This is a genomic window from Burkholderia cepacia ATCC 25416 (assembly GCF_001411495.1).
Taxonomy (GTDB): domain Bacteria; phylum Pseudomonadota; class Gammaproteobacteria; order Burkholderiales; family Burkholderiaceae; genus Burkholderia; species Burkholderia cepacia.
Genome location: NZ_CP012981.1, coordinates 187,664 through 211,696, shown reverse-complemented (window position 1 = coordinate 211,696; position 24,033 = coordinate 187,664). Strand labels below are relative to the sequence as shown.

General features: G+C 68.0%; 20 protein-coding genes. 13 read left to right on the top strand and 7 right to left on the bottom strand.

Annotation, left to right across the window (positions count from 1 at the left end):
* Positions 1–3: 3 nt before the first annotated feature.
* From APZ15_RS00985 to APZ15_RS00965, 5 genes are all read left to right on the top strand, one after another.
* On the top strand, positions 4–1,350 hold the full coding sequence (locus tag APZ15_RS00985; RefSeq protein ID WP_027789233.1) for an ATP-binding protein: 1,347 nt from the start codon (positions 4–6) through the stop codon (positions 1,348–1,350).
* Between the two features lie 111 nt (positions 1,351–1,461).
* Entirely contained in the window at positions 1,462–2,946 is a 1,485-nt protein-coding gene (locus APZ15_RS00980; RefSeq protein WP_011353057.1) for a DegQ family serine endoprotease, read from the top strand.
* Positions 2,947–3,050: 104 nt separating this feature from the next.
* A complete protein-coding gene (locus APZ15_RS00975; protein WP_027789234.1) occupies positions 3,051–3,488 on the top strand; it encodes a carboxypeptidase-like regulatory domain-containing protein in 438 nt (145 codons plus the stop codon).
* 132 nt (positions 3,489–3,620) lie between these two features.
* Positions 3,621–3,980 carry a DUF427 domain-containing protein gene (locus APZ15_RS00970; protein WP_027789235.1) on the top strand — a complete coding sequence of 120 codons (360 nt, stop codon included), beginning with the start codon at positions 3,621–3,623 and terminating at the stop codon, positions 3,978–3,980.
* A gap of 28 nt (positions 3,981–4,008) precedes the next feature.
* Positions 4,009–4,716: a CoxG family protein gene (locus APZ15_RS00965; protein WP_027789236.1), complete on the top strand. Its 708-nt coding sequence runs from the start codon at positions 4,009–4,011 to the stop codon at positions 4,714–4,716.
* Positions 4,717–4,757: 41 nt separating this feature from the next.
* Here the strand turns inward: APZ15_RS00965 and APZ15_RS00960 are convergent, their stop codons facing one another.
* Positions 4,758–5,771, bottom strand: coding sequence for a helix-turn-helix domain-containing protein (locus tag APZ15_RS00960; RefSeq protein WP_027789237.1), 1,014 nt, complete (start codon positions 5,769–5,771; stop codon positions 4,758–4,760).
* 152 nt (positions 5,772–5,923) lie between these two features.
* On the opposite strand from APZ15_RS00960, the gene APZ15_RS00955 reads away from it, so the two are divergent.
* A complete protein-coding gene (locus tag APZ15_RS00955; protein ID WP_027789238.1) occupies positions 5,924–6,589 on the top strand; it encodes a cysteine hydrolase family protein in 666 nt (221 codons plus the stop codon).
* A 100-nt stretch (positions 6,590–6,689) separates the two neighbouring features.
* Here APZ15_RS00955 and APZ15_RS00950 read toward each other — a convergent pair whose 3' ends face one another.
* Positions 6,690–7,331, bottom strand: a complete 642-nt coding sequence (locus APZ15_RS00950) for a TetR family transcriptional regulator (protein WP_027789239.1) — start codon at positions 7,329–7,331, stop codon at positions 6,690–6,692.
* Between the two features lie 402 nt (positions 7,332–7,733).
* On the opposite strand from APZ15_RS00950, the gene APZ15_RS00945 reads away from it, so the two are divergent.
* From APZ15_RS00945 to APZ15_RS00935, 3 genes are read left to right on the top strand one after another with little or no spacing between them, the layout of a single operon-like run.
* Positions 7,734–9,011 carry an efflux RND transporter periplasmic adaptor subunit gene (locus APZ15_RS00945; protein ID WP_027789240.1) on the top strand — a complete coding sequence of 426 codons (1,278 nt, stop codon included), beginning with the start codon at positions 7,734–7,736 and terminating at the stop codon, positions 9,009–9,011.
* A 15-nt stretch (positions 9,012–9,026) separates the two neighbouring features.
* The gene (bpeB, locus tag APZ15_RS00940) at positions 9,027–12,227 is read left to right on the top strand and encodes an efflux RND transporter permease BpeB (RefSeq protein ID WP_027789241.1); all 3,201 of its coding nucleotides are present in this window, start codon (positions 9,027–9,029) and stop codon (positions 12,225–12,227) included.
* Positions 12,227–13,750, top strand: coding sequence for an efflux transporter outer membrane subunit (locus APZ15_RS00935; RefSeq protein ID WP_027789242.1), 1,524 nt, complete (start codon positions 12,227–12,229; stop codon positions 13,748–13,750). Before bpeB ends, APZ15_RS00935 begins: the two co-directional genes overlap by 1 nt.
* 352 nt (positions 13,751–14,102) lie before the next feature.
* Here APZ15_RS00935 and APZ15_RS00930 read toward each other — a convergent pair whose 3' ends face one another.
* Complete coding sequence (locus tag APZ15_RS00930) at positions 14,103–15,479, bottom strand: nucleobase:cation symporter-2 family protein (protein ID WP_021159518.1); 1,377 nt, start codon at positions 15,477–15,479, stop codon at positions 14,103–14,105.
* A 438-nt stretch (positions 15,480–15,917) separates the two neighbouring features.
* Between APZ15_RS00930 and APZ15_RS00925 the strand changes: the two genes are divergently transcribed.
* The 3 genes from APZ15_RS00925 to fghA all read left to right on the top strand — a co-directional run bounded on the left by APZ15_RS00925 (position 15,918) and on the right by fghA (position 19,646).
* The gene (locus APZ15_RS00925; RefSeq protein ID WP_027789243.1) at positions 15,918–17,399 is read left to right on the top strand and encodes a xylulokinase; all 1,482 of its coding nucleotides are present in this window, start codon (positions 15,918–15,920) and stop codon (positions 17,397–17,399) included.
* Positions 17,400–17,674: 275 nt separating this feature from the next.
* On the top strand, positions 17,675–18,781 hold the full coding sequence (locus APZ15_RS00920) for an S-(hydroxymethyl)glutathione dehydrogenase/class III alcohol dehydrogenase (protein ID WP_006483756.1): 1,107 nt from the start codon (positions 17,675–17,677) through the stop codon (positions 18,779–18,781).
* A gap of 16 nt (positions 18,782–18,797) precedes the next feature.
* On the top strand, positions 18,798–19,646 hold the full coding sequence (gene fghA, locus APZ15_RS00915; RefSeq protein ID WP_027789244.1) for an S-formylglutathione hydrolase: 849 nt from the start codon (positions 18,798–18,800) through the stop codon (positions 19,644–19,646).
* Positions 19,647–19,777: 131 nt separating this feature from the next.
* On the opposite strand, the gene APZ15_RS00910 is transcribed toward fghA, so the two are convergent.
* From APZ15_RS00910 to APZ15_RS00895, 4 genes are read right to left on the bottom strand one after another with little or no spacing between them, the layout of a single operon-like run.
* A complete protein-coding gene (locus APZ15_RS00910; protein WP_027789245.1) occupies positions 19,778–20,560 on the bottom strand; it encodes a metal ABC transporter permease in 783 nt (260 codons plus the stop codon).
* The gene (locus APZ15_RS00905; protein WP_027789246.1) at positions 20,553–21,443 is read right to left on the bottom strand and encodes an ABC transporter ATP-binding protein; all 891 of its coding nucleotides are present in this window, start codon (positions 21,441–21,443) and stop codon (positions 20,553–20,555) included. Before APZ15_RS00905 ends, APZ15_RS00910 begins: the two co-directional genes overlap by 8 nt.
* A 14-nt stretch (positions 21,444–21,457) precedes the next feature.
* The gene (locus tag APZ15_RS00900; protein WP_027789247.1) at positions 21,458–22,381 is read right to left on the bottom strand and encodes a metal ABC transporter solute-binding protein, Zn/Mn family; all 924 of its coding nucleotides are present in this window, start codon (positions 22,379–22,381) and stop codon (positions 21,458–21,460) included.
* Between the two features lie 47 nt (positions 22,382–22,428).
* Complete coding sequence (locus APZ15_RS00895; protein ID WP_011546084.1) at positions 22,429–22,890, bottom strand: Fur family transcriptional regulator; 462 nt, start codon at positions 22,888–22,890, stop codon at positions 22,429–22,431.
* A gap of 328 nt (positions 22,891–23,218) precedes the next feature.
* On the opposite strand from APZ15_RS00895, the gene APZ15_RS00890 reads away from it, so the two are divergent.
* Entirely contained in the window at positions 23,219–23,995 is a 777-nt protein-coding gene (locus APZ15_RS00890) for an L-iditol 2-dehydrogenase (protein WP_027789248.1), read from the top strand.
* Positions 23,996–24,033 lie beyond the last annotated feature (38 nt).

Below are 24,033 nucleotides of genomic sequence, written 5' to 3'. Positions count from 1 at the left end.
CGCGTGAGGTCGATTCGTCATCAATTGCTGATCTGGCTGCTCGCGATCGTCGTCGCGGGCGTGGGCATCGCGGGCTGGCTGATCTACCGGCAGGCGCTCGCCGAGGCGAACGAACTGTTCGACTACCAGTTGCAGGAAATCGCCGCGGCGCTGCCGTCGGAACCGTTCTCGCAGGTATTCGGCTCGCGTACCAACGGCGACGAAGGCATCGTGATCCAGATCTGGAACCGCAACGGCGTGCTGATGTACTTCTCGCATCCGCGTGCGCCGATCGCGCCGCGCGCGGAACTCGGTTTCTCGACCGAGCGCACCGATCGCGGCGAATGGCGCGTGTACGGGGCGATCGTCGGCGACAACGTCGTGCAGCTCGCGCAGCCGCTGTCGGTGCGCAACCGGCTCGCGGCGAACGTCGCGCTGCGCACGCTGTGGCCGCTGATCGTGCTGCTGCCGTTCCTCGGCGCGGCCGTGTGGGTGATCGTCGGGCGCGGGCTCGCGCCGCTCGGCCGCGTGACGCGCGCCGTCGAGGCGCGCCGGCCGGAAGCGCTCGATCCGCTGCCCGATGCGCGCCTGCCGCTCGAGGTGCAGCCGCTCGTGCGGGCGCTGAACGGGCTGCTCGCGCGGCTGTCGGCCGCGCTCGACACGCAGAAGGCGTTCGTGGCCGACGCCGCGCACGAACTGCGCACGCCGCTCGCGGCCGTGCAGATCCAGGCGCAACTCGTCGCCCGCGCGAAGGACGACGCATCGCGCCGCGAGGCGGTCGCGGATCTTCAGGATGGCGTGTCGCGCGCGACGCGTCTCACGGAGCAACTGCTCGCGCTGGCACGCGCCGAACCCGACGGCGCGACGATGCGCGAACCCGTCGACCTGCAGGCACTGCTCGCCGAATGCGTGGCTGCGCTTGCGCCGCTCGCGCAGCGGCGCGACATCGATCTCGGTTTCGAGGAGACGCACGCGGCGAGCGTCGTCGCGGACGTCGGCGCGCTGCGCGTGATGTTCGGCAACCTGCTCGACAACGCGGTGAAGTACACGCCGGACGGCGGCCGCATCGACGTGTCGCTCACCCGCGACGCGGCCGGCCGCGTGTGCGTGCAGATCGGCGACAGCGGGCCCGGCATCCCGGCCGACGAGCGCGAGCGCGTGTTCGACCGTTTCTACCGCGACAGCTCCGCGCGGGCGCGCACCGATGTGTCGGGCAGCGGGCTCGGGCTCGCGATCGTCAAGCGCGTGGCGGCGCAGCAGGGGGCGACGGTGTCGCTCGGCGACGCGGCCGCGGGCGGCCTGCTCGTCAGCGTCGTGTTCCGCGACGCCGAGATGCCGGCCGAGGCGCCGCAGCCTTCCGAATCCGCGTGACGCGTGCCGCCGGGCGGGCGCCGGCGGCCGCTTAAGCCCCGCTTAAGGCTGATTAAGCCTCCTTTAAGTCAGGGTCGTTACGCTGCGTCCTAACAAAGAGGAGGTCCTACGATGAACACCCGATTCCTTGCGCGCGGCGCCGTCGCGGTCGCCGTGGCGGCCGCCCTGTCCGCCGGTTATGTCGCCGGCACCCGCCGCGCCGATCCCCAAATCATCACGCCCGCGCAGGCTGCCGCGCTGATGCCGGCCGAAGCGGCCGCCAAGACCGGCATTCCCGATTTCTCCGGGCTCGTCGAGACTTACGGCCCGGCGGTGGTGAACATCAGCGCGAAGCACGTCGTGAAGCAGGTGTCGCGGCGCGTGCCGCAGCCGCAACTGCCGATCGATCCGAGCGATCCGTTCTACCAGTTCTTCAAGCACTTCTACGGCCAGGTGCCGGGCATGGGCGGCGACGCGCAACCGGACGACCAGCCGAGCGCGAGCCTCGGTTCCGGGTTCGTCATCAGCTCCGACGGGTACATCCTCACCAATGCGCACGTGATCGACGGCGCGAACGTCGTCACGGTCAAGCTGACCGACAAGCGCGAATACAAGGCGAAGGTCGTCGGCTCGGACAAGCAGTCGGACGTCGCGGTGCTGAAGATCGATGCGAGCGGCCTGCCGACCGTGAAGATCGGTGACCCGGCGCAGAGCAAGGTCGGCCAGTGGGTCGTCGCGATCGGCTCGCCGTACGGCTTCGACAACACGGTCACGTCGGGCATCATCAGCGCGAAGTCGCGCGCGCTGCCGGACGAGAACTACACGCCGTTCATCCAGACCGACGTGCCGGTGAACCCCGGCAACTCGGGCGGCCCGCTGTTCAACCTGCAGGGCGAGGTGATCGGCATCAACTCGATGATCTATTCGCAGACGGGCGGCTTCCAGGGCCTGTCGTTCGCGATCCCGATCAACGAGGCGATCAAGGTGAAGGACGAACTCGTGAAGACGGGCCACGTGAGCCGCGGCCGCCTCGGCGTCGCCGTGCAGGGGCTGAACCAGACGCTCGCGAGCTCGTTCGGACTGCAGAAGCCGGACGGCGCGCTCGTCAGCTCGGTCGATCCGAACGGCCCGGCCGCGAAGGCCGGCCTGCAGCCGGGTGACGTGATCCTGTCGGTCAACGGCTCGCCGGTTGCCGATTCGACGTCGCTGCCCGCGCAGATCGCGAACCTGAAGCCGGGTTCGAAGGCCGACCTGCAGATCTGGCGCGACAAGTCGAAGAAGTCGATCAGCGTGACGCTCGGCGCGATGGCCGATGCGAAGCTCGCGTCGAACGACGGCGGGCCCGTCGAGCAGGGGCGCCTGGGCGTTGCGGTGCGTCCGCTGTCGCCGCAGGAGCGCAGCGCCGACAACCTGTCGCACGGCCTGATCGTGCAGCAGGCCGGCGGGCCGGCCGCCAACGCGGGCATCCAGCCCGGCGATGTGATCCTCGCGGTCAACGGCCGCCCGGTCACGAGCCCCGAGCAGTTGCGCGACGCGGTCAAGGGCGCGGGCAACAGTCTTGCTCTGCTGATCCAGCGCGATAATGCCCAGATCTTCGTGCCGGTCGACCTGAGCTGACCGGCCACGGCCGACGGCCGGCCAGGCCGGCCGCGGCGGGCGCCGCCGCCGCTCGAATGCGTGACGCAGCGCCCTGTGTGTGTTCCGACCCCAAGGAGAGAGCCATGCAATATCTACGCAACGTGTCCCGATTTGCCGTCGCCGCGGCGCTGGCCGCCGGCCTCGCGGCCGGAGCGACCGGCGCGTACGCGCAGTCGGACGGCTTGCCCGCCGCGGGCCAGCAGGGCGACGTCACCTTCGTGTCCGGCGGCGTCGGGCAGGACGAATCGACGGCGTTCCAGCGCAACGAGCCGAAATGGCCGCTGGCGCTGCGCTTCACCGGCAAGGGCGGCGAGTTCCTGGCCGACGTTCATGTGCGGATCGTCGACGGCAAGGGCGACGAGGTGCTGAAGACCGACGCGCGCGGGCCGTACATGCTCGTGAAGGTGCCGCCGGGCCGCTATACGGTGCATGCGTCGTACCAGGGCAACGAGGAATCCCGTGCCGTCACGGTCGGCGCGAAGGGCGGCGCGAAGACGGCGTTCCAGTGGAGCGCGCAGTAGCCTGCCGCGCGCGGCGCCGGCCCGGGTCGCGCATTCGGCTGCGGTTTCGCCCATAATGAAAGCCACGGCACCCGTGCCGTGGCTTTTTCGTTTCCTGAGCCCGGCCTGGCCGGGTCGTCCCAAGGAGAAACGATGTCCGACGCAGCCGACCCTCGTCTCGAAATCGTGCCGAACCGTCATCGCGTGCGCGTGATCCATCGCGGCATCACGTACGCCGATTCGCACGGCGCGCTGACCGTGCGCGAAACGGGCCTGCCGGACACCCATTACCTGCCGCGCCGCGACGTCAACATGCGCCGGCTCGTGAAATCCGGTGTCACGTCGGTCTGCCCGTTCAGGGGCGAGGCCGTGCACTTCGACTTGCAGACGGAAGACGGCGTGATCGAGAACGCCGCATGGAGTTACGAGGAACCGAAGGGGGCGGCGTCGGCGCTCGCGCTCTACGTCGCCTTCGACGCCGCACGGATCGACAGTCTCGTCGAGACATCCTGATGCGGCGCGCGTTCATCGGGGAGGCGTCATGGAACTGAACGACACATTGCGCATACCGCTTCCGCCACCCGTCGTGCGGGCGGCATTCGAGGATCTCGCGCTGCTGCGCGCGAGCTTCGATCATTGCGAATCGTTCGTGAAGCTTGCGGACGGCGAGTTCGCGCTGACGATCACGGTGCCGCTCGGCCCGCTGCGCGCCCGCTACGACGTGCGTGCGCATGCGGCCGCCGAACAGGGCGATGCGGAAGGTCAGCCGCGCCGCGTGCTCAATTTCAAGGCGCGGGCCGACGGGCTCGGCGCGCTGCGCGGCCAGGTCGAACTCGTGCTGATGCCGGATGACGACGCGAACGCCACGCGTATCGAGTACGTGGTCTGGGCGACGGCAAGCGGCCCGCTCACCGAGCTGCCGGGGCGGCAGATCGAAAATACGCTGCGCGAATGGACCGACGATTTCTTCCGTGAATTCTGCGCGGTCGTGCAGGCGAAGCACGGCCTCGCACCGAATCGCGCGCGCTCGGCCGCGCCGCGGCGCCAGCACGTGTTCCTGCGGCCGGCGTCGCTGGTGGCCGCGACGAAGCGGGCGCTGCCGCCGCACCTCGGCGGCGCGCTGACCGGGCGTGCCGCCAGTGCACTCCCGCATCGCGGCTCGGGCACGGTGCCCGTGTGGGCGTGGGCCGCGATGATCGTCTTCGTCGCGCTGCTGCTCTACGCGGCGCGCTGGATCAACGGCGGCTGAGCGGCCGGCCGTTTCCGCTGCAAGGCTCGCCCGCCGCGCGCCTACCGCGCGGCATCGGCGCCGGCTCCGGCGCCGCGAAATTCCCTTCGATACGCCGACGGCGACGTGCCGAGCGCGCCCGCGAAATGCTGGCGCAGCGACACGCTCGACCCGTAGCCGGCCGCCTGCGCGATCGCATCGATCGACTGCCCGGTGGTTTCCAGCAGATGCTGCGCGCGCGCCAGCCGCTCGGCCTGCAGCCACGCGGTGACGGTCGTGCCGGTCGCCTGGCGGAAGTGGCGCGTGAACGTGCGCCGGCTCATCAGCACGCGTTCGGCGAGCGAATCGACGCTGTGCGCGGCGTCGAGGTGCGCGCGCACCCAGTCGAGCAGGCCCGCGAGCCGCGCATCGCGCGGGTGCGCGGCGACCGGCTGCGGCACGTATTGCGCCTGCCCGCCCTGACGGTGCGGCGGGATCACGAGGCGGCGCGCGATCTGGTTCGCGGCGTCCGAGCCGAAGCGCCGCCGCACGACGTGCAGGCAGCAGTCGAGCCCCGCGGCCGTGCCGGCCGACGTCATCAGGTTGCCGTCGTCCACGTACAGCACGTCCGGATCGAGCTTCACGCGCGGGAAGCGTTGTGCGAAGTCGTCGGCCCATGCCCAGTGCGTGGTGGCCGGGCGGCCGTCGAGCAAGCCGGCCGCGGCGAGCACGTACGCGCCGAGGCACAGCCCGACGAGCTGCGCGCCGCGCGCGGCGACCGCACGGACGGCGTCGAGCAGCACGTCGGGCGGCGCTTCGTCCGGGTCGCGCCACGCCGGCACGATGACGATGTCCGCGTCGTCGAGCCCGTCGAGGCCGTAGGGCGCGGTGATCGTGAAACCGCCCGTCGTCGACAGCGGGCCGCGCTCGGCCGAGCAGACGCGGAACTCGAACGCGGGCGACGCGGCCGCGTCGCGTTCCTTGCCGAACACGACGGACGGCACCGACAGGTGGAACGGGCTGATGCCGTCGTACGCGATCACGGCAACGACGGTCGGAGCGGCCGAGGCGGGCCGGGTGGACGAGGCGGCGGTCATGGCGGGCTCCGGATTGGTGATGGCCCGATTCTATCGAAGAATGGCTATCGGGCCACTGTCCACGTGAGCGACGCGCCCCGACAATGCATCGCATCGCGCCGCTGACCACCCCGTTCCGGGGCGGGGCCGCGCCCCTGGACCAGGAGCCCGCCATGTCGAACGCCGTCCCGCATTCCGTTTCCCATTCCGCTTCCCGCCGCGCGCTGATCGTGATCGACGTCCAGAACGAGTACGTGACGGGCAACCTGCCGATCGAATATCCGCCGCTCGACGTGTCGCTCGCGAACATCGGCCGCGCGATCGATGCCGCGCATGCGGCCGGCGTGCCCGTGATCGTCGTCCAGCACGTCGCGCCGGCCGGCGCGCCGATCTTCGCGCCCGGCACCGACGGCGTCGCGCTGCACGCGGTCGTCGCCGGCCGGCCGTATGCACACCTGATCGAGAAGACGCGCGCAAGCTCGTTTGCCGGGACCGACCTTGCGGCGTGGCTCGATGCGCACGGGATCGACACGCTCGCGGTGGCCGGCTACATGACGCACAACTGCAATGCGTCGACGGTCTATCACGCGGCGCATGCGGGGCTGAATGTCGAATACCTGAACGACGCGACGGGCGCGCTGCCTTACGAGAACGAAGCAGGCGCGGTGAGCGCCGAGGAGATTCACCGCGCGTACGCGGTGGTGTTCCAGTCGAATTTCGCGGCCGTGATGTCCACCGATGCGTGGATCGCGGGGCTGGCAGGTGCGCCGATGCCGAAGCGCGATTCGGTCGCCGCGTCGAACCGGCGGGCCCGCGCGCAACGCGCGAAGGCGGCCTGAACCGGGCGGGGAGAAGGGGCGGAGGGCAGGCCGTCTGCGAGATTGGCGGCCCGCGCGATGAAACGAAGATCCGAACCGCGGGCGAACGCGCGTCGCGCGGTCATTCGCCGTCCTTCAGCATCGCCGGGCTGTAGCGCAGCATGTCGAAACAGCCGTCGACGAGCTTTTCCGCATGCTGCTCGGCGTCGATCTCGTCGGGCAGCATCAGCATGTCGCGCACGAAACCGCTGACGAGCGTGTGCAGCATCAGCGTCGCGCGCCACGTATCGAGCCGCTCGGGCAGCAGCTTGAGCCGCACGGCCCCCGCGAGATCGGCGTCGATCGCGTGCAGTGCCTCGCTCATCCCCGCGCGGTTGCGTTGCAGCAGCGGCTCCAGGTCCGCGACGTATTCGCACTTCATGAACAGGATGCTGAACACGCGGCGTAACTGCGCGTCGCGCTGCACGCCGAGCAGGCACCAGATCAGGATCTGGCGGATCTTGTCGAGCGGATTGCCGCCCGGCGCGTCGAGCGGCATCCGCTTCAACTCGTCGATCGGCAGAAACACGCGGTCGAACATTGCGTCGAACAGTTCGCTCTTGTTCGCGAAATGCCAGTAGATTGCGCCGCGCGTCACGCCGGCATGTTGCGCGATGTCCGCGAGCGACGTGTGCGACACGCCTTTCTCGAAGAACACGTGCTCGGCGGCGTCGAGAATGCGATTGCGCGTCTCGAGCGCCTCCTCCTTGGTACGTCTGACCATGTGCAGGCCTGATTGGATCGATCGTAGGTGAATATAGGGTCTGCAACCCCCGGCGCGGTCATATAGACTGGCTATGCTCGCGGCTGGTAACAATCTGTAAGACTGGACAGCCGGTCGCGCACAAACGGGCTTTTTACATACATTCATGAATGTATATACAATACCACCCTACGATCGAATGACCCAAGTGGCAATCAGTTAATATCCCACTCTGCTGATTCCCGCCAAAGTACCAGTCCGCAGTTGCGGGGCATCCTGTCGGCACGGAGGTTTCGTGCCGCTTGCTGTATCTAGCAGTCCAGTAATTCAGGTGTTCGATCTGCGCCGTGAGGCGCATCCGTGTTGCGCTCGCTCCGGTCGGGTGCGGCACTTATTCCATTGGTTATACACAGAGGTCGCTCCATGCGCGTCGAACGGGTTCCATACCGCTTAATCACTGTCGCGACGGCCGCCGTTTTCCTGGCCGCGTGCGGGAAAAAAGAATCGGCACCGCCGCCGCAAACGCCGGAAGTCGGCGTCGTCACCGTCCAGCCGCAAGCCGTACCGGTCTTCACCGACCTGCCGGGCCGCACCAGCGCGTTCCTCGTCGCGCAGGTCCGCGCGCGGGTCGACGGCATCGTGCTGCGCCGTGAATTCACCGAAGGCACCGACGTCAAGGCCGGTCAGCGCCTCTACAAGATCGACCCGGCGCCTTACATCGCCGCGCTGAACAGTGCAAAGGCAACGCTCGCGAAGGCGCAGGCGAACCTCGTCACGCAGAACGCGCTGGTCGCACGCTACAAGGTGCTGGTGGCCGCGAACGCGGTCAGCAAGCAGGACTACGACAACGCGGTGGCCACGCAAGGCCAGGCCGCGGCTGACGTCGCGGCCGGCAAGGCGGCGGTCGATACCGCGCAGATCAACCTCGGCTATACCGATGTCGTTTCGCCGATCACCGGCCGCGTCGGCATCTCGCAGGTGACGCCGGGCGCGTACGTGCAGGCGAGCCAGGCGACGCTGATGTCGACGGTGCAGCAGCTCGACCCGGTGTATGTGGACCTCACGCAATCGAGCCTCGAAGGGCTGAAGCTGCGTCAGGACGTACAGAGCGGGCGCCTGAAGACGTCCGGCCCGGGCGCGGCGAAGGTGTCGCTGATCCTGGAAGACGGCAAGACCTATTCGGAGCCGGGCAAGCTGCAGTTCTCGGACGTGACGGTCGACCAGACCACCGGCTCGGTGACGATCCGCGCGGTCTTCCCGAACCCGGGCAAGGTGCTGCTGCCGGGCATGTTCGTGCGTGCACGGATCGAGGAAGGCGTGAACGAGAACGCGTTCCTGGTGCCGCAGATCGGCGTCACGCATGACCAGAAGGGTCAGGCGATCGCGATGGTGGTGAACGCCAGCAACAAGGTCGAGCCGCGTCCGCTGAAGACGACGGGCATGCAGGGCCCGAACTGGGTGGTCGAAGGTGGTCTGCAAGCGGGTGATCACGTGATCGTGCAGGGCGCCGACAAGGTGCGCCCGGGTGCGACCGTGAAGACGGTCCCCGCGCAGCTCGCACCGGCGGCCGATGCCGCGTCGGGTGCGGCTGCCGCGTCCGCCGCGCCGGCTGCCGCCGGTTCCGGCGCCGCTGCCGCTTCCGGTGCTGCCGCATCGGGCGCTGCGCCGGCGAGTGCTGCCGCTGCTTCGAGCGCGCAATAACAGGGAGCCTGTTTCATGGCAAAGTTTTTTATCGATCGCCCGATCTTCGCGTGGGTGATCGCCATCATCCTGATGCTGGCCGGGGTTGCGGCGATCTTCACGCTGCCGATCTCGCAGTATCCGACGATCGCACCGCCATCGATCCAGATCACCGCGAACTACCCGGGCGCTTCCGCGAAGACGGTGGAAGACACGGTGACGCAGGTGATCGAGCAGCAGATGAGCGGTCTCGACAACTTCCTGTACATGTCGTCGACCAGTGACGACTCGGGCAACGCGACGATCACGCTGACTTTCGCGCCGGGTACCAACGCCGACATCGCGCAGGTCCAGGTGCAGAACAAGCTGTCGCTCGCGACGCCGATCCTGCCGCAGGTCGTGCAGCAGCTCGGCCTCTCGGTGACGAAGTCGAGCAGCAGCTTCCTGCTGGTGCTCGCCTTCAACTCCGAAGACGGCAGCATGAACAAGTACGACCTCGCGAACTTCGTGGCGTCGCACGTGAAGGATCCGATCAGCCGGTTGAACGGCGTCGGTACCGTCACGCTGTTCGGCTCGCAGTACGCGATGCGGATCTGGCTCGACCCGAACCGCCTGACGAACTACGGCCTCACGCCGGTCGACGTCAGCTCCGCGATCACCGCGCAGAACGTGCAGATCGCAGGCGGCCAGATCGGCGGCACGCCGGCGAAGCCGGGCACGATGCTGCAGGCGACGATCACCGAATCGACGCTGCTGCAGACGCCCGAGCAGTTCGGCAACATCCTGCTGAAGGTCAACCAGGACGGCTCGCAGGTTCGCCTGAAGGACGTCGCGCAGATCGGCCTCGGCGGCGAAAACTACAACTTCGACACGAAGTACAACGGTCAGCCGACCGCGGCACTCGGTATCCAGCTCGCGACCAACGCGAACGCGCTCGCGACCGCGAAGGCCGTGCGCGCGAAGATCGACGAACTGGCACCGTTCTTCCCGCACGGCCTCGTCGTGAAGTACCCGTACGACACGACGCCGTTCGTGAAGCTGTCGATCGAGGAAGTGGTCAAGACGCTGCTCGAAGGTATCGTGCTCGTGTTCCTCGTGATGTATCTGTTCCTGCAGAACCTGCGGGCGACGATCATCCCGACGATCGCGGTGCCGGTCGTGCTGCTCGGCACGTTCGCGATCATGTCGATGGTGGGCTTCTCGATCAACACGCTGTCGATGTTCGGCCTCGTGCTCGCGATCGGCCTGCTGGTCGACGATGCGATCGTGGTGGTGGAGAACGTCGAGCGCGTGATGGCGGAGGAGGGCCTGTCACCGAAGGAGGCGACCCGCAAGGCGATGGGCCAGATCACCGGCGCACTGGTCGGCGTGGCGCTGGTGCTGTCGGCGGTGTTTGTGCCGGTGGCGTTCTCGGGCGGTTCGGTCGGCGCGATTTATCGCCAGTTCTCGCTGACGATCGTGTCGGCGATGGTGCTGTCGGTGCTCGTCGCGTTGATTCTGACGCCGGCACTGTGCGCGACGATCCTCAAGCCGATCCCGCAAGGGCATCACGAAGAGAAGAAGGGCTTCTTCGGCTGGTTCAACCGCACGTTCAACAACAGCCGCGACAAGTACCACGTCGGCGTGCACCACGTGATCAAGCGCTCGGGCCGCTGGCTGATCATCTATCTGGTCGTGATCGTCGCGGTTGGCCTGCTGTTCGTGCGCCTGCCGAAGTCGTTCCTGCCCGATGAAGACCAGGGCCTGATGTTCGTGATCGTGCAGACGCCGTCGGGTTCGACGCAGGAAACGACCGCGAAGACGCTCGCGAACATTTCCGACTACCTGCTGAAGGACGAGAAGGAAATCGTCGAATCGGCGTTCACGGTCAACGGCTTCAGCTTCGCGGGCCGTGGCCAGAACTCCGGTCTCGTGTTCGTTCGCCTGAAGGACTACTCGCAGCGTCAGCATGCGAACCAGAAGGTGCAGGCGCTGATCGGCCGGATGTTCGGGCGCTACTCGGGTTACAAGGACGCAGTGGTGATCCCGTTCAACCCGCCGTCGATTCCTGAACTCGGTACGGCTGCCGGCTTCGACTTCGAACTGACCGACAACGCGGGTCTCGGCCACGATGCGCTGATGGCCGCGCGTAACCAGCTGCTCGGGATGGCCTCGAAGGATCCGACGCTGCAGGGCGTGCGCCCGAACGGCCTGAACGATACGCCGCAGTACAAGGTCGACATCGACCGCGAGAAGGCGAATGCGCTCGGCGTGACGGCGGATGCGATCGACCAGACGTTCTCGATCGCATGGGCATCGAAGTACGTGAACAACTTCCTGGATACCGACGGCCGGATCAAGAAGGTGTACGTGCAGTCGGATGCACCGTTCCGGATGACGCCGGAAGACTTGAACATCTGGTACGTGCGCAACGGGTCGGGCGGGATGGTGCCGTTCAGCTCGTTCGCGACCGGTCACTGGACGTACGGTTCGCCGAAGCTCGAGCGCTACAACGGCGTGTCGGCGATGGAAATCCAGGGTCAGGCCGCACCGGGCAAGTCGACCGGTCAGGCGATGGCCGCGATGGAAGGGCTCGCGAAGAAGCTGCCGGTCGGTATCGGCTATTCGTGGACCGGCCTGTCGTTCCAGGAAATCCAGTCCGGCTCGCAGGCGCCGATCCTGTACGCGATCTCGATCCTCGTCGTGTTCCTGTGTCTGGCGGCACTGTATGAAAGCTGGTCGATCCCGTTCTCGGTGATCATGGTGGTGCCGCTCGGCGTGATCGGTGCACTGCTCGCGGCGACGATGCGCGGTCTGGAAAACGACGTGTTCTTCCAGGTCGGCCTGCTGACTACCGTGGGCTTGTCCGCGAAGAACGCGATCCTGATCGTCGAGTTCGCGCGCGAACTGCAGCAGACGGAGAAGATGGGGCCGATCGAGGCCGCGCTGGAAGCGGCGCGCCTGCGGCTGCGTCCGATCCTGATGACGTCGCTCGCGTTCATTCTCGGCGTGATGCCGCTCGCGATCAGCAACGGCGCGGGTTCGGCCAGCCAGCACGCAATCGGTACGGGCGTGATCGGCGGGATGATCACCGCGACGTTCCTCGCGATCTTCATGATCCCGATGTTCTTCGTGAAGATCCGTGCGATCTTCAGCGGCGAGAAGGAAGACGTCGACGAGGCGCTGCGCCTGGCTCAGGAGCACTCGCACCACGAAGAGAAGCCGGGCAACGGCGACGAAGGCAACAAGGGACAGTGATGATGCAAAAACACGCTTTGACTGCAATCGCGGTCGCGCTCTTTGCCACGGGCTGCACGATGGCGCCGCATTACAAGCGGCCCGACGCGCCCGTCGCACAGGCGTACCCGGCCGGCGGCGTCTACGCGACGCAGCCGGGTGCGGCCGGCGCGCGCAGCGCGAACGGCCAGGCGGCGACCGCCATCGGCTGGCGCGAATTCTTCGTCGATCCGCGCCTGCAGCGGCTGATCGAGATCGCGCTGAAAAACAACCGCGACCTGCGCGTGTCGGTGCTGAACATCGAGGCGGCGCGCGCGCAGTACCAGATCACGCGCGCGGAGCTGTTCCCGACGCTCGACGGCACGGGCACGGGCAGCATCCAGCGCGTGCCGCAAGGTCTGTCGCAGACGGGGGCGCCGTATATCTCGCGTGCCTACAACGTCGGTTTGTCCGCGTCGTGGGAGCTCGACCTGTTCGGCCGCGTGCAGAGCCTGAAGGACCAGGCGCTCGCGCAGTACCTGTCGACGTCGTATGCACGGCAGGCGTCGGAGATCTCGCTGGTGTCGCAGGTGGCGGACCAGTACCTGACGCTGCTGTCGACCGACGACCTGCTGAAGGTCACGGAGAACACGCTGAAGTCCGCTCAGGCGCAGTACGACCTGACGAAGCTGCAGTTCGACAACGGCACGGGCTCCGAGCTCGAGCTGCGTCAAGCGCAGACGGTTGTCGAGACGGCGCTCGCGAACCAGCAGGCGCAGGCGCGTGCGCGTGCGCAGGCGCTGAACGCGCTGGTGCTGCTGATCGGCGAGCCGCTGCCGGACGATCTGCCGCCGGGCATGCCGCTCGACGCGCAGAACCTGCTGACGGACGTGCCGGCCGGGTTGCCGTCGGATCTGCTGACGCGTCGTCCGGACGTGATGCAGGCCGAGCAGACGCTGCTGGCCGCGAATGCGAACATCGGCGCAGCACGCGCGGCATTCTTCCCGCGCATCTCGCTGACGGGCGCGTTCGGTACCGGCAGCCCGACGCTGGGCGGCCTGTTCAAGGCCGGCACAGCGGCGTGGTCGTTCGCGCCGCAGATCACGATGCCGATCTTCGAAGGCGGGCAGAACATCGCGAACCTGAACCTCGCGAACGTGCAGAAACGCATCGAGATCGCGAACTACGAGAAGGCAATCCAGTCGGCATTCCGCGAAGTGGCGGATGGCCTGGCCGCACGCGGCACGTACGACCAGCAGATCGCGGCGCTCGAGCGCAACGAGCACGCGCAGCAGCGACGTTTCGACCTGTCGGACCTGCGTTACAAGAACGGCGTCGACAGCTACCTGTCGGTGCTGACCGCGCAGACGGATCTGTACTCGGCACAGCAGACGCTGATCAACGCACGTCTGGCGCGCTGGACGAACCTGGTCACGCTGTACCGCGCATTGGGCGGCGGGTGGATCCAGCGGGCAGGCGAGACGCCGCGCGCGCCGGATGCGCCGGTCGACTACGACAAGGCGGCCGCTCCGGCGCCTGCGTCGTCGGCGGCGACGAACGGGTAAGTGAAAGGCGGGGCAGGAGCGGGCAACTGCTTCTGTCTGCCGAACCGGCGAGATGCAAAAGCGAAAACGCCACGGATGAAAATCCGTGGCGTTTTCTTTTGTGCGGCCGGGTCGTGCGAGACCACGACGGTTGGCGTGACGATGACTGCATCGGATGCCGCCGATGCCGATCTCGGCAGATACGCGTCCAGGCGCGATCACCCGATCAACCAGGCCGCCTGCGCCGCATCGCAGGCGGCCACCCCTCGCGCGCGAGGCGCCCCCGCGTAGCCCGGCTCCGCCACGCAAAAACGCCACGGCATGCCGTGGCGTTTTCCGTTACCGCTTCGCGCCGCCGTCCGGCGCGTCGTGATCAGTGATGCACGTCGGCCGGGCGGCCGTCGAAGTCGTGTCCGGCGCGGCGGATCTCGCAGCGCGCATCCTTTTCGCCTTTCACGCCGTTGAACACGATGTTCAGGATCACGGCCGATGCCGACGCCAGCAGGATGCCGCTGTGCAGGATCGGGGCGAGCGCGGGCGGCAGCTTCGAGAAGAAGTGCGGCGACACGACCGGCACGAGGCCCATGCCGACGCTCACGGCGACGATGAACAGGTTGTGCGAGTTGTTCACGAAGTCGACCTTCGACAGCACCTTGATGCCGTTCGCGGCCACCATCCCGAACATCACGATGCCCGCACCGCCGAGCACGAACGGCGGCACCGATGCGACCACCTGCGCCATCTTCGGGAACAGGCCGAGCAGCACGAGAATCACGCCGCCCGTCGCACACACGAACCGGCTCTTCACGCCCGTCACGCCGATCAGGCCGACGTTCTGCGAGAACGACGTATGCGGGAACGAGTTGAAGATGCCGCCGATCAGCGTGCCGAGGCCGTCGACGCGCAGGCCGCGCACGAGGCGCTCCTGGTTGACCGGACGATCGACCATGTCGCCGACCGCGAGGAACATGCCGGTCGATTCGATGAACGTGACGAACATCACCGTGACCATCGTCACGATCGACAGCGGGTCGAAGTGCGGCATGCCGAAGTGGAACGGCATCACGATGCCGACCCACGGTGCGTGCGCGACGCCGTCGGTATTCACGCGGCCGATCGCGAACGCGATCGCGAAGCCGGCGACGATGCCGAGCAGCACCGAGATGTTCGCGATGAAACCGCGGCCGAACTTGTTGATCAGCAGGATCAGCGTCAGCACGAGCAGCGACAGGCCGAGATAGACGGGGCTGCCGTACTCGGGGTTGCCGACGCCGCCGGCCGCCCAGTTGATGCCGACTTCCATCAGCGACAGCCCGATCACCGCGATCACGGTGCCGACCACCACCGGCGGGAAGAACCGCAACAGCTTGCCGATCATCGGCGCGAGCACGATACCGATGATGCCGGCCGCGATCGTCGAGCCGAAGATGTCGAGAATGCCGAGGCCGGGGTTCGTGCCGATCGCGATCATCGGGCCGACTGCCGCGAACGTGCAGCCCATGATGACGGGCAGGCGGATCCCGAAGATCCACAGGCCCAGCGTCTGGATCAGCGTGGCGATGCCGCACGAAAACAGATCGGCGCTGATCAGGAACGCGATCTGGTCTTTCGGCAGCTTGAGTGCGGCGCCAACGATAAGCGGCACGGCAACAGCGCCGGCGTACATGACGAGGACGTGTTGCAGGCCAAGCGTTACCAGCTTGCCGGTCGGCAGCACCTCATCGCACGGATGGACCGTGTTCGATTGCATCTGTCTCACTCCATGATCTTGTTTTCGGGGTGATACGAAGTTATGCGGAATGAATCCACGCAACAAGAGCGCTGGGTACTATTCCGCTCTTTGCTGGTTCGATATGCCATTTCGGCATGAAACAGGGTGTCGATCATCGGGAAACTGCCGCAGGAGTGAGGGTTCCCGGTTTTATAGCCCTTCAAAATAGCGCTGGCCCCCATGTCAAATATCGGCCGCTTTATGGTGTGTATCGGGCGGGGCGCATAGCGGCAAAAAGTGCCTGGGAAAAATCGTGCCGGGTTAACCCGCGAGCGGCCGCTTTCACCGCCAACGTGCAGCCGGGTGAAACCCGGCAGGCCATGGCGATTTCGGCCGGCGCGGCGGCGGCAAAAGACGGGGCGCGCATCGCGATCCCGTTATCATCGACATCCGTTCATTCGAATTCGCCCTCACGTCATGCGCCTGCTCGGAATCGACCTCGGCACCGGCTCCGTCAAACTCGTCACGCTCGATGCCGACGGCGTCGAGCGTGCGGTCGCGAGCGAACCCTATGCGCTGTCGTCGCCGCAGCCCGGCTGGGCCGAGATCGCGCCCGACACGTGGTGGCAGGCGCTGGTGCGCGCGGCCGCGCGGTTGCCGGCCGGCGAGCGTGCGCAGGTGGCGGCGATCGGGTTCTCGGGGCAGATGCACGGCGTCGTGCTGATCGACGCGGCCGGGCAGCCGGTGCGGCCCGCGCTGCTGTGGCCCGACACGCGGGCGGTGCGCGAAGCGGATGAGGCCGGCTGGCCCGTCACGGGATCGCCCGTCGCCGGATTGCCCGTTGCCGGATTGCCCGTCGCCCCGAACCCCGTCGCGCCGGGTATGGCCGGCCCGCTGCTGCGCTGGCTGGCCGCTCACGAACCCGATGCGCTGCGCGCCGCGCGCTGGGCCGTGCAGCCGAAGGACTGGTTGCGCATCGCGCTGGGCGGCGACGTCGCGGCCGATCCGAGCGACGCGTGCGCGACCGCGCTCGCGACGCCCGACGGCGCATGGGATCTCGCATTGATCGACGCACTCGGCCTGCCGGCCGACCGGTTCGCATCGGTGCAGCCGTCGACTGCGCGCTGCGGCACGCTCGGCGCACCGGCTGCGGCGGCACTCGGCCTGCCGGCCGGCGTGCCGCTGGCGACGGGCGCGGCCGACACCGCGTGCGCGGCCCTCGGCAGCGGGCTCGCCGCCGCCGGCGATGCGCTGCTGACGACGGGCAGCGGCGGCCAGATCGTCGTGCTCGCGGATGTGCTGCCGCCCGCCCGACGCGGCCTGCATCGCTATCGCGCGGCGGCCGGCGGCGGTTATTACACGATGGCCGCGATGCAGAACGTCGGGCTCGCGCTCGAAGCCGTGCGCGGCTGGCTCGGCTACGCGCAGTGGGCCGATGCGTACGACGATGCGTTCGCGCAGGTTGCGTCGGAACGTCTGTGCTTCCTGCCTTACCTGACGGGCGAGCGTTCGCCGTGGATGAACCCCGACGCGCGCGGCGGCTGGCTCGGCCTCGGGCTCGGCGACACGCGCGGCGCGATGATGCGCGCCGCGTTCGAAGGCGTCGCGTTCGCGTTGCGCGCCGGGCTCGATGCGATCCGCGATGCCGACCGCGGCGACCCGGTGACGACGCTGCGTCTCGCGGGCGGCGGCTCGGTCGATCCGCGCTGGCGCCAGCTGCTTGCCGACTCGCTGGGCGCGTCGCTTCACGCGATCGACTGCCCGAACGCCGCGACGCGCGGCGCCGCGCTGCTGGCGGGAGTCGCGATCGGGCACTGGCGGGAAGACGCGCTGCACGCGCTGGCGCCGGCCGCGTCGCCGGTTGCCGAGCCGCGCGACGATCGATCGCTCGCCGCACGCCACGCGCGCTTCATCGACCTGTATGCCCGGACGGATGCATGGTTCACGACGGGCGCTTAAAATCGGGCACTTGTTCTTTTGCGTCAGCGATGACGCATCGTGGCAAGCCGGCGGCCGTTTCCCGCACGCGATGCGCGGCGGAACCGGCCATCATGGCGAGCACGAGATTCTTTCGCCGTGCCGTGCGCGACGCCGCGCGGCACGGTTTCGACCGCTTTGCATGGAACCCGGTGCGAAGCATTGGGCCGGCGTCGGTGCTGGCGCACCCAGGCCGGTCGACATGAGCGCCGACGCGCGAACCCGGGCCGACCTCACACACAGACAGGAGTCACACGATGAAGACGAAAGCCGCGATTGCATGGAAGGCGGGCGCACCGCTGACGATCGAGGAAGTCGATCTCGAAGGGCCGCGCGCAGGCGAAGTGCTGATCGAGGTGAAGGCGACGGGCATCTGCCACACCGACTACTACACGCTGTCGGGCGCCGATCCGGAAGGGATCTTCCCGGCGATCCTCGGCCATGAAGGCGCGGGCGTCGTGGTCGACGTCGGCCCCGGCGTCGGCACCGTGAGGAAGGGCGACCACGTGATTCCGCTCTACACGCCCGAATGCCGCGAGTGCAAGTTCTGCCTGTCGCGCAAGACCAACCTGTGCCAGAAGATCCGCGCGACGCAGGGCAAGGGCCTGATGCCCGACGCGACGTCGCGCTTCTCGCTCGACGGCAAGCCGCTGTTCCACTACATGGGGACGTCGACGTTCTCGAACTACATCGTCGTGCCGGAGATCGCGGTCGCGAAGGTGCGCGAGGACGCGCCGTTCGACAAGATCTGCTACATCGGCTGCGGCGTGACGACGGGCGTCGGCGCGGTCGTGTACTCGGCGAAGGTCGAGGCGGGGGCGAACGTCGTCGTGTTCGGCCTCGGCGGGATCGGCCTGAACGTGATCCAGGGCGCGAAGATGGTCGGCGCGGACAAGATCATCGGCGTCGACATCAACCCGAAGCGCGTCGAGCTCGCGAAGAAGTTCGGGATGACGCACTTCATCAACCCGAACGAAGTCGAGAACGTGGTCGACCACATCGTGCAGCTGACCGACGGCGGCGCGGATTACTCGTTCGAATGCGTGGGCAACGTGAAGCTGATGCGCCAGGCGCTCGAGTGCACGCACAAGGGCTGGGGCCAGTCGTTCATCATCGGCGTGGCGGCAGCGGGCGAGGAAATCAGCACGCGTCCGTTCCAGCTGGTGACGGGCCGCGAGTGGAAGGGCTCGGCGTTCGGCGGCGCGCGCGGCCGCACCGACGTGCCGAAGATCGTCGACTGGTACATGGAAGGCAAGATCAACATCGACGACCTGATCACGCATACGCTGCCGCTCGAGCGGATCAACGAAGGCTTCGACCTGATGAAGGCCGGCGAGTCGATCCGTTCGGTCGTGCTGTACTGACCGGGAGCGTACCGCGATGCTCGAACTCGTTTCCTCGCATGCGTGCCACGGCGGCGAGCAGCGTTTCTACCGTCACGATTCGGCGGCCATCGGCCTGCCGATGAAGTTCTCGGTATACCTGCCGCCGCAGGCCGCGCACGGCCGCGTGCCGGCACTGTTCTATCTCGCGGGGCTCACGTGCACCGACGAGACGTTCGCGATCAAGGCCGGCGCGCAGCAATACGCGGCGCAGCACGGCATCGCGCTCGTGATGCCGGACACGAGCCCGCGCGGCGCGGGCGTGCCGGGCGAGACCGACGCGTGGGACTTCGGCGTCGGCGCGGGCTTCTATGTCGACGCGACCGAAGCGCCGTGGTCCGCGCATTACCGGATGGAGTCGTACGTGACGCGCGAGCTGCGCGAACTCGTCACGGCCGAACTGCCGATCGACGGCGCGCGGCTCGGGATCTTCGGTCACTCGATGGGCGGGCACGGCGCGCTGACGCTTGCGCTGCGTCATCCCGGGCTGTACCGGTCGGTGTCGGCGTTCGCGCCGATCGCCGCGCCGACACGCTGCCCGTGGGGCGAGAAGGCCTTCTCGGGCTACCTCGGCGCCGATCGCGATGCCTGGAAGGCACACGACGCGAGCGAACTCGTCGCGCGCGCCGATGCGCCGAAGTTCGCGGACGGCATCCTCGTCGATCAGGGCCTCGCGGATCAGTTCCTCGCGAACCAGCTCAACCCCGACGTGTTCGAAGCCGCGTGCGCGAAGGCAGGCCAGCCGCTGACGCTGCGCCGCCATCCGGGCTACGACCACGGGTACTACTTCATCTCGACGTTCATCGCCGATCACATCGCGCATCACGCGCGCGTGCTCGCGCGATGAGCGGGAAGGGGAGCACATAACGCACACGGCGGCACGCGGCGACACACGGCGCGCCGCACGAGCGGGTGCATGAAAAAACGCCGGCGCTGCCCTCGGGCACGCCGGCGTTTTTCATGGTCGTCGGGCGTCGATCAGTGGCGCCGCAACAGGCTTGCGCCGTACACGAGCGCCGACAGCGCGGTGATCCAGAAACTCGTCGGCCAGTCGGTGTGATACGCGAGCACGATGCCGAGCCATGCCTCGAACAACGCAAACAGCGCGGCGAGCAGCACGCCGGTCGACAGCCGCGTCGTCACGTTCTGCGCGGCGGCAGCCGGCCCGACCAGCAGCGTGAACACCAGCAGCACGCCGACGATCTGCGTGGCCGCCGCCACGGCGAGCGCGCACACCGCGAGGAACAGCATCGACACCGTGCGCAGCGACACGCCCTTGGCTTCGGCCAGTTCGGGCTGCAGCGACGCGAACAGCAGCGGCCGCGCGATCAGCGCGAGCGCGAGCAGGCTCACGGCGCCGATGCCGGCGAGCACCGCGAGCGTGTCGTGGCTCACCGCGAGCACGTTGCCGAACAGCAGCGCGGTGACCTGCGTCGCGAACGACGTGTAGAAATGCAGGAACAGCAGGCCGAAACCCAGCGCACCCGACAGGATCACGCCGATCGCGACGTCGCGGCCCGCGAGCTTTTCGCCGAGCGCGCCCATCCCGATCCCGGCCGCGAGCGTGAAACCGACCATCCCCCAGATCGGCGAGATGCCGAGCAGCACCGCGCCTGTCGCGCCGGTGAAGCCGACGTGCGACAGCGCATGGCCGGCGAAGGTCTGCCCGCGCAGCACCAGGAAGTAGCCGACGATGCCCGCGAGCACCGCGACGATCCCCGACGCCGCGAAGGCGTTGATCATGAAGTCGTATTCAAACATCGTGCGAGTGCCCGGGATGAGCGTGTCCGTGGTGGTGATGGCCGTGGCCGCCGCCACCGCCGTGCGCGTGGCCGTCGTCGTCCTCGTGTTCGTGGTCGTGCTTCTCGATCTCGACGTCGCCCGACATCACGAAGATCTTGCCGTTCACGCGCATCACGTCGATCGGCGATCCGTAGAGCCGCGACAGCACGGGTTTCGTGATCACCTCGTCGACGGTGCCGAGCGCCGCGACGCCGTTGCCGAGATACAGCACACGGTCGAGCGCGTTCAGCAACGGATTCAGTTCGTGCGCGGAGAACAGCACGGTGATGCCGAGCTCGCGCTGCACGTTGCGCACGAGCTCGACGACGCCGCGCTGGTGGTTCGGGTCGAGGCTGATCAGCGGCTCGTCGAGCAGCAGCAGCTTCGGGCTGCCGAGCAGGCATTGCGCGAGCAGCAGGCGCTGCCGCTCGCCGCCGGACAGTTCCGACAGCGGCCGGCGGGCAAGCGTCGGGCCGCCGACGAGATCGAGCACGCGGTCAACGTCGCGGCGCGTCGCCGCGTTCGTGTGCGGCAGCCCCCAGCGGTGGCCGTCGGCGGCCATCGCGACGAAGTCGTAGCCGCGCATCCGGCGGTTCGCGAGGCCGCTGCGAATCTGCGGCATGTAGCCGATCGACGCGTTGCCGCGTACGACCGGCACGCCGCCGACGGACAGCGTGCCGGCCGACACGGGCACGAGGCCGAGCACCGCGCGCATCAGCGTCGTCTTGCCCGCGCCGTTCGGCCCGAGCACGCCGACGAATTCGCCGGGTTCGATCGCGAAGCTGACGTCGCGCAGGATCGTGCGTCCGCCCAGTTCGAGCGTGACGCGATCGACGGCGAGTGCGTGGGGAGTGGCGGTCATGGCGTTACGGTTGTTTATTTCTTGCCGGCGGCGAGCGCGGCCGAGAGCGCGTCGAGCTGGCCGGCCATCCATTGCTGGAAAGTCTTGCCGGCCGGCTGCGTCTCGGTGACGCTGACGGTCGGCACGCCGCCGTCGCGTGCGATCTTCAGCATGCGCTTGGTCATCGGTTCTTCGGCCTGGCTGTTGTAGATCAGCGCGCGTACCTGCTTCTTGCGCAGGTCGTTCTCGAACGCGGCGACGTCCTGCGCGCTGGCTTCGGTGTCGTTCATCGTCGCGAGCTGGAAGCGCTGGTTGCGCATGTCGAGGCCGATCGCGTCGGACAGGTAGCCGAACACCGGCTCGGTGGCCGTCACCGGCACGCCCTTGTACTGAGCGCGCAGCGCGGCGACCTTGTCGTCGACGGGCTTCAGCGACGCGACGAACTTCTGCAGGTTCGCATCGTATTCGGCCTTGTTCGCCGGATCGGCGCGGCCGAGTTCGGCCGCGATCGCGCGTGCGGCGGCCGGCATCGTCGCCGGGGCGTACCACAGGTGCGGGTTGTCGCCGGCCTTCTTGCCGACCAGGTCGGCGACGACGATCGTCGCGCGCTTCGCCTGCTTCGACGCGCCGAGCAGCTTGCTCATCCACGGATCGTAGTTGGCGCCGTTGTAGATCACGACCTGCGCGTGCTGGAGCGCGCGGGCCGTCTTCGGGCTCGCTTCGAACAGGTGGGGATCCTGGTCGGGATTGCTGAGGATGCTCGTCACCGCGACATGGCTGCCGCCGATCTGCGACGCGACGTCGCCGTAGAAATTCTCGGCGGCGACGACGTTGACGGTCGCGGCCTGCGCGAACGCGGGCGCCGCGAGCGACAGCGCGGCGGCCGCGGAGACGGCAGCGGCGAGCCAGCGGACAGGCGTCAGGGCGCGCCGCGGCGCGCGCTTCAGGGCAATGGGCATGGAACTCCTCGTTGGAAGGGGGCGGCGCGTGTGCCGCCCGATACGCGTCAGCGTTGCGCGGGCTTGCGCTTGCAGTGTCCGCACAGGCCGCTCAGCTCGACGACCTGATGGTGGACTTCGAAACCGTGCGCGGGCTCGCTCGCGGACAACTGCTTCGCGAGGTCGCCGCCGGGAATCTCGACGGTGTCGCCGCACGAATCGCAGATCAGGAACTGGCCTTCGTGCGGGACGCCGATCTCGCAGCACGCGAAGAACGCGTTCTTCGATTCGATCCGGTGGATGAAGCCGTGCTCGACGAGGAAATCCAGCGCGCGGTAGACGGTCGTGGGCGGCACGCGGCCGCGCTGCGGCTCGAGCTCGGCGAGCAGGTCGTACGCGCCGATCGGGCGCTGCGCGGCCAGCACGCGTTCGTAGACCTGGCGGCGCAGCGGCGTCCACGCGAGCCCGTGCTCGGCGGCGAATGCGTCGGCCCGGGACAGCCGGGCGTCAATGGACGATGAGGTAGCCATGGCGTGAAGCTGGGCGTGAAACAAAGTATGGCGATGATATAACGTATCGCCGCGCCGTGCAGCGCGAATTCCCCTTTTCGTCGTCGCTCCGTCCCCTTCATCGCCGATCCGACCGCGCCGCACCGCGCGCGCCGCGCCTTGCCGGGCGCGCGTGGCGGGCCGCCGCGGTGCGCCGTTGTGCCGCAGCGCATCATAGAAAGCCGTCATGTTGCCTTGACAGCGCGAATCGCGTATCCGATCATTCGATCAACAACAGAGCAATTGATCGGTCGGCGAGCGTTAGTTCATCTCGCGGCCGTCGTAAAGCAGAACGAACCGGAGACAGCCAGTGAGACTGGAAGACAAGGTCGCGATCCTGACGGGCGCCGCAAGCGGCATCGGCGAGGCGGTCGCGCAACGCTATCTGGACGAGGGCGCGCGCTGCGTACTCGTCGACCTGAAGCCTGCCAGCGGCTCGCTCGCGCGGCTCATCGAAGCGAACCCCGGCCGCGCGGTGGCCATCACCGCGGACGTCACGCGCCGCGACGACATCGAGCGCATCGTCGCCACGGCGGTCGAGCGCTTCGGCGGCGTCGACATCCTGTTCAACAACGCGGCGCTGTTCGACATGCGCCCGATCCTCGACGAATCGTGGGACGTGTTCGACCGGCTGTTCGCGGTCAACGTGAAAGGGCTGTTCTTCCTGATGCAGGCCGTCGCGCAGCGGATGGTCGAGCAGGGGCGCGGCGGCAAGATCGTCAACATGTCGTCGCAGGCCGGGCGCCGCGGCGAGGCGCTCGTTTCGCACTACTGCGCGACCAAGGCCGCGGTGATCAGCTACACGCAGTCGGCCGCGCTCGCGCTCGCGCCGCACCGGATCAACGTGAACGGCATCGCGCCCGGCGTCGTCGACACGCCGATGTGGGAGCAGGTCGATGCGCTGTTCGCGCGCTACGAGAACCGGCCGCTCGGCGAGAAGAAGCGGCTCGTGGGCGAAGCCGTGCCGCTCGGCCGCATGGGCGTGCCGGGCGACCTGACGGGCGCCGCGCTGTTCCTCGCGTCGTCCGACGCCGACTACGTCACCGCCCAGACGCTGAACGTCGACGGCGGCAACTGGATGAGCTGACGTGACGCCGCTCGCACGCGTCACCTGCCGGCCTGCCT

What these genes read in the sequence shown, in the direction of transcription:
- APZ15_RS00980 (WP_011353057.1), top strand. Translation starts at nt 1,462, where the DNA reads ATGAACACCCGATTCCTTGCGCGCGGCGCCGTCGCGGTCGCCGTGGCG.
- APZ15_RS00975 (WP_027789234.1), top strand. Translation starts at nt 3,051, where the DNA reads ATGCAATATCTACGCAACGTGTCCCGATTTGCCGTCGCCGCGGCGCTG.
- APZ15_RS00970 (WP_027789235.1), top strand. Translation starts at nt 3,621, where the DNA reads ATGTCCGACGCAGCCGACCCTCGTCTCGAAATCGTGCCGAACCGTCAT.
- APZ15_RS00965 (WP_027789236.1), top strand. Translation starts at nt 4,009, where the DNA reads ATGGAACTGAACGACACATTGCGCATACCGCTTCCGCCACCCGTCGTG.
- APZ15_RS00960 (WP_027789237.1), bottom strand. Translation starts at nt 5,771, where the DNA reads ATGACCGCCGCCTCGTCCACCCGGCCCGCCTCGGCCGCTCCGACCGTC.
- APZ15_RS00955 (WP_027789238.1), top strand. Translation starts at nt 5,924, where the DNA reads ATGTCGAACGCCGTCCCGCATTCCGTTTCCCATTCCGCTTCCCGCCGC.
- APZ15_RS00950 (WP_027789239.1), bottom strand. Translation starts at nt 7,331, where the DNA reads ATGGTCAGACGTACCAAGGAGGAGGCGCTCGAGACGCGCAATCGCATT.
- APZ15_RS00945 (WP_027789240.1), top strand. Translation starts at nt 7,734, where the DNA reads ATGCGCGTCGAACGGGTTCCATACCGCTTAATCACTGTCGCGACGGCC.
- bpeB (WP_027789241.1), top strand. Translation starts at nt 9,027, where the DNA reads ATGGCAAAGTTTTTTATCGATCGCCCGATCTTCGCGTGGGTGATCGCC.
- APZ15_RS00935 (WP_027789242.1), top strand. Translation starts at nt 12,227, where the DNA reads ATGATGCAAAAACACGCTTTGACTGCAATCGCGGTCGCGCTCTTTGCC.
- APZ15_RS00930 (WP_021159518.1), bottom strand. Translation starts at nt 15,479, where the DNA reads ATGCAATCGAACACGGTCCATCCGTGCGATGAGGTGCTGCCGACCGGC.
- APZ15_RS00925 (WP_027789243.1), top strand. Translation starts at nt 15,918, where the DNA reads ATGCGCCTGCTCGGAATCGACCTCGGCACCGGCTCCGTCAAACTCGTC.
- APZ15_RS00920 (WP_006483756.1), top strand. Translation starts at nt 17,675, where the DNA reads ATGAAGACGAAAGCCGCGATTGCATGGAAGGCGGGCGCACCGCTGACG.
- fghA (WP_027789244.1), top strand. Translation starts at nt 18,798, where the DNA reads ATGCTCGAACTCGTTTCCTCGCATGCGTGCCACGGCGGCGAGCAGCGT.
- APZ15_RS00910 (WP_027789245.1), bottom strand. Translation starts at nt 20,560, where the DNA reads ATGTTTGAATACGACTTCATGATCAACGCCTTCGCGGCGTCGGGGATC.
- APZ15_RS00905 (WP_027789246.1), bottom strand. Translation starts at nt 21,443, where the DNA reads ATGACCGCCACTCCCCACGCACTCGCCGTCGATCGCGTCACGCTCGAA.
- APZ15_RS00900 (WP_027789247.1), bottom strand. Translation starts at nt 22,381, where the DNA reads ATGCCCATTGCCCTGAAGCGCGCGCCGCGGCGCGCCCTGACGCCTGTC.
- APZ15_RS00895 (WP_011546084.1), bottom strand. Translation starts at nt 22,890, where the DNA reads ATGGCTACCTCATCGTCCATTGACGCCCGGCTGTCCCGGGCCGACGCA.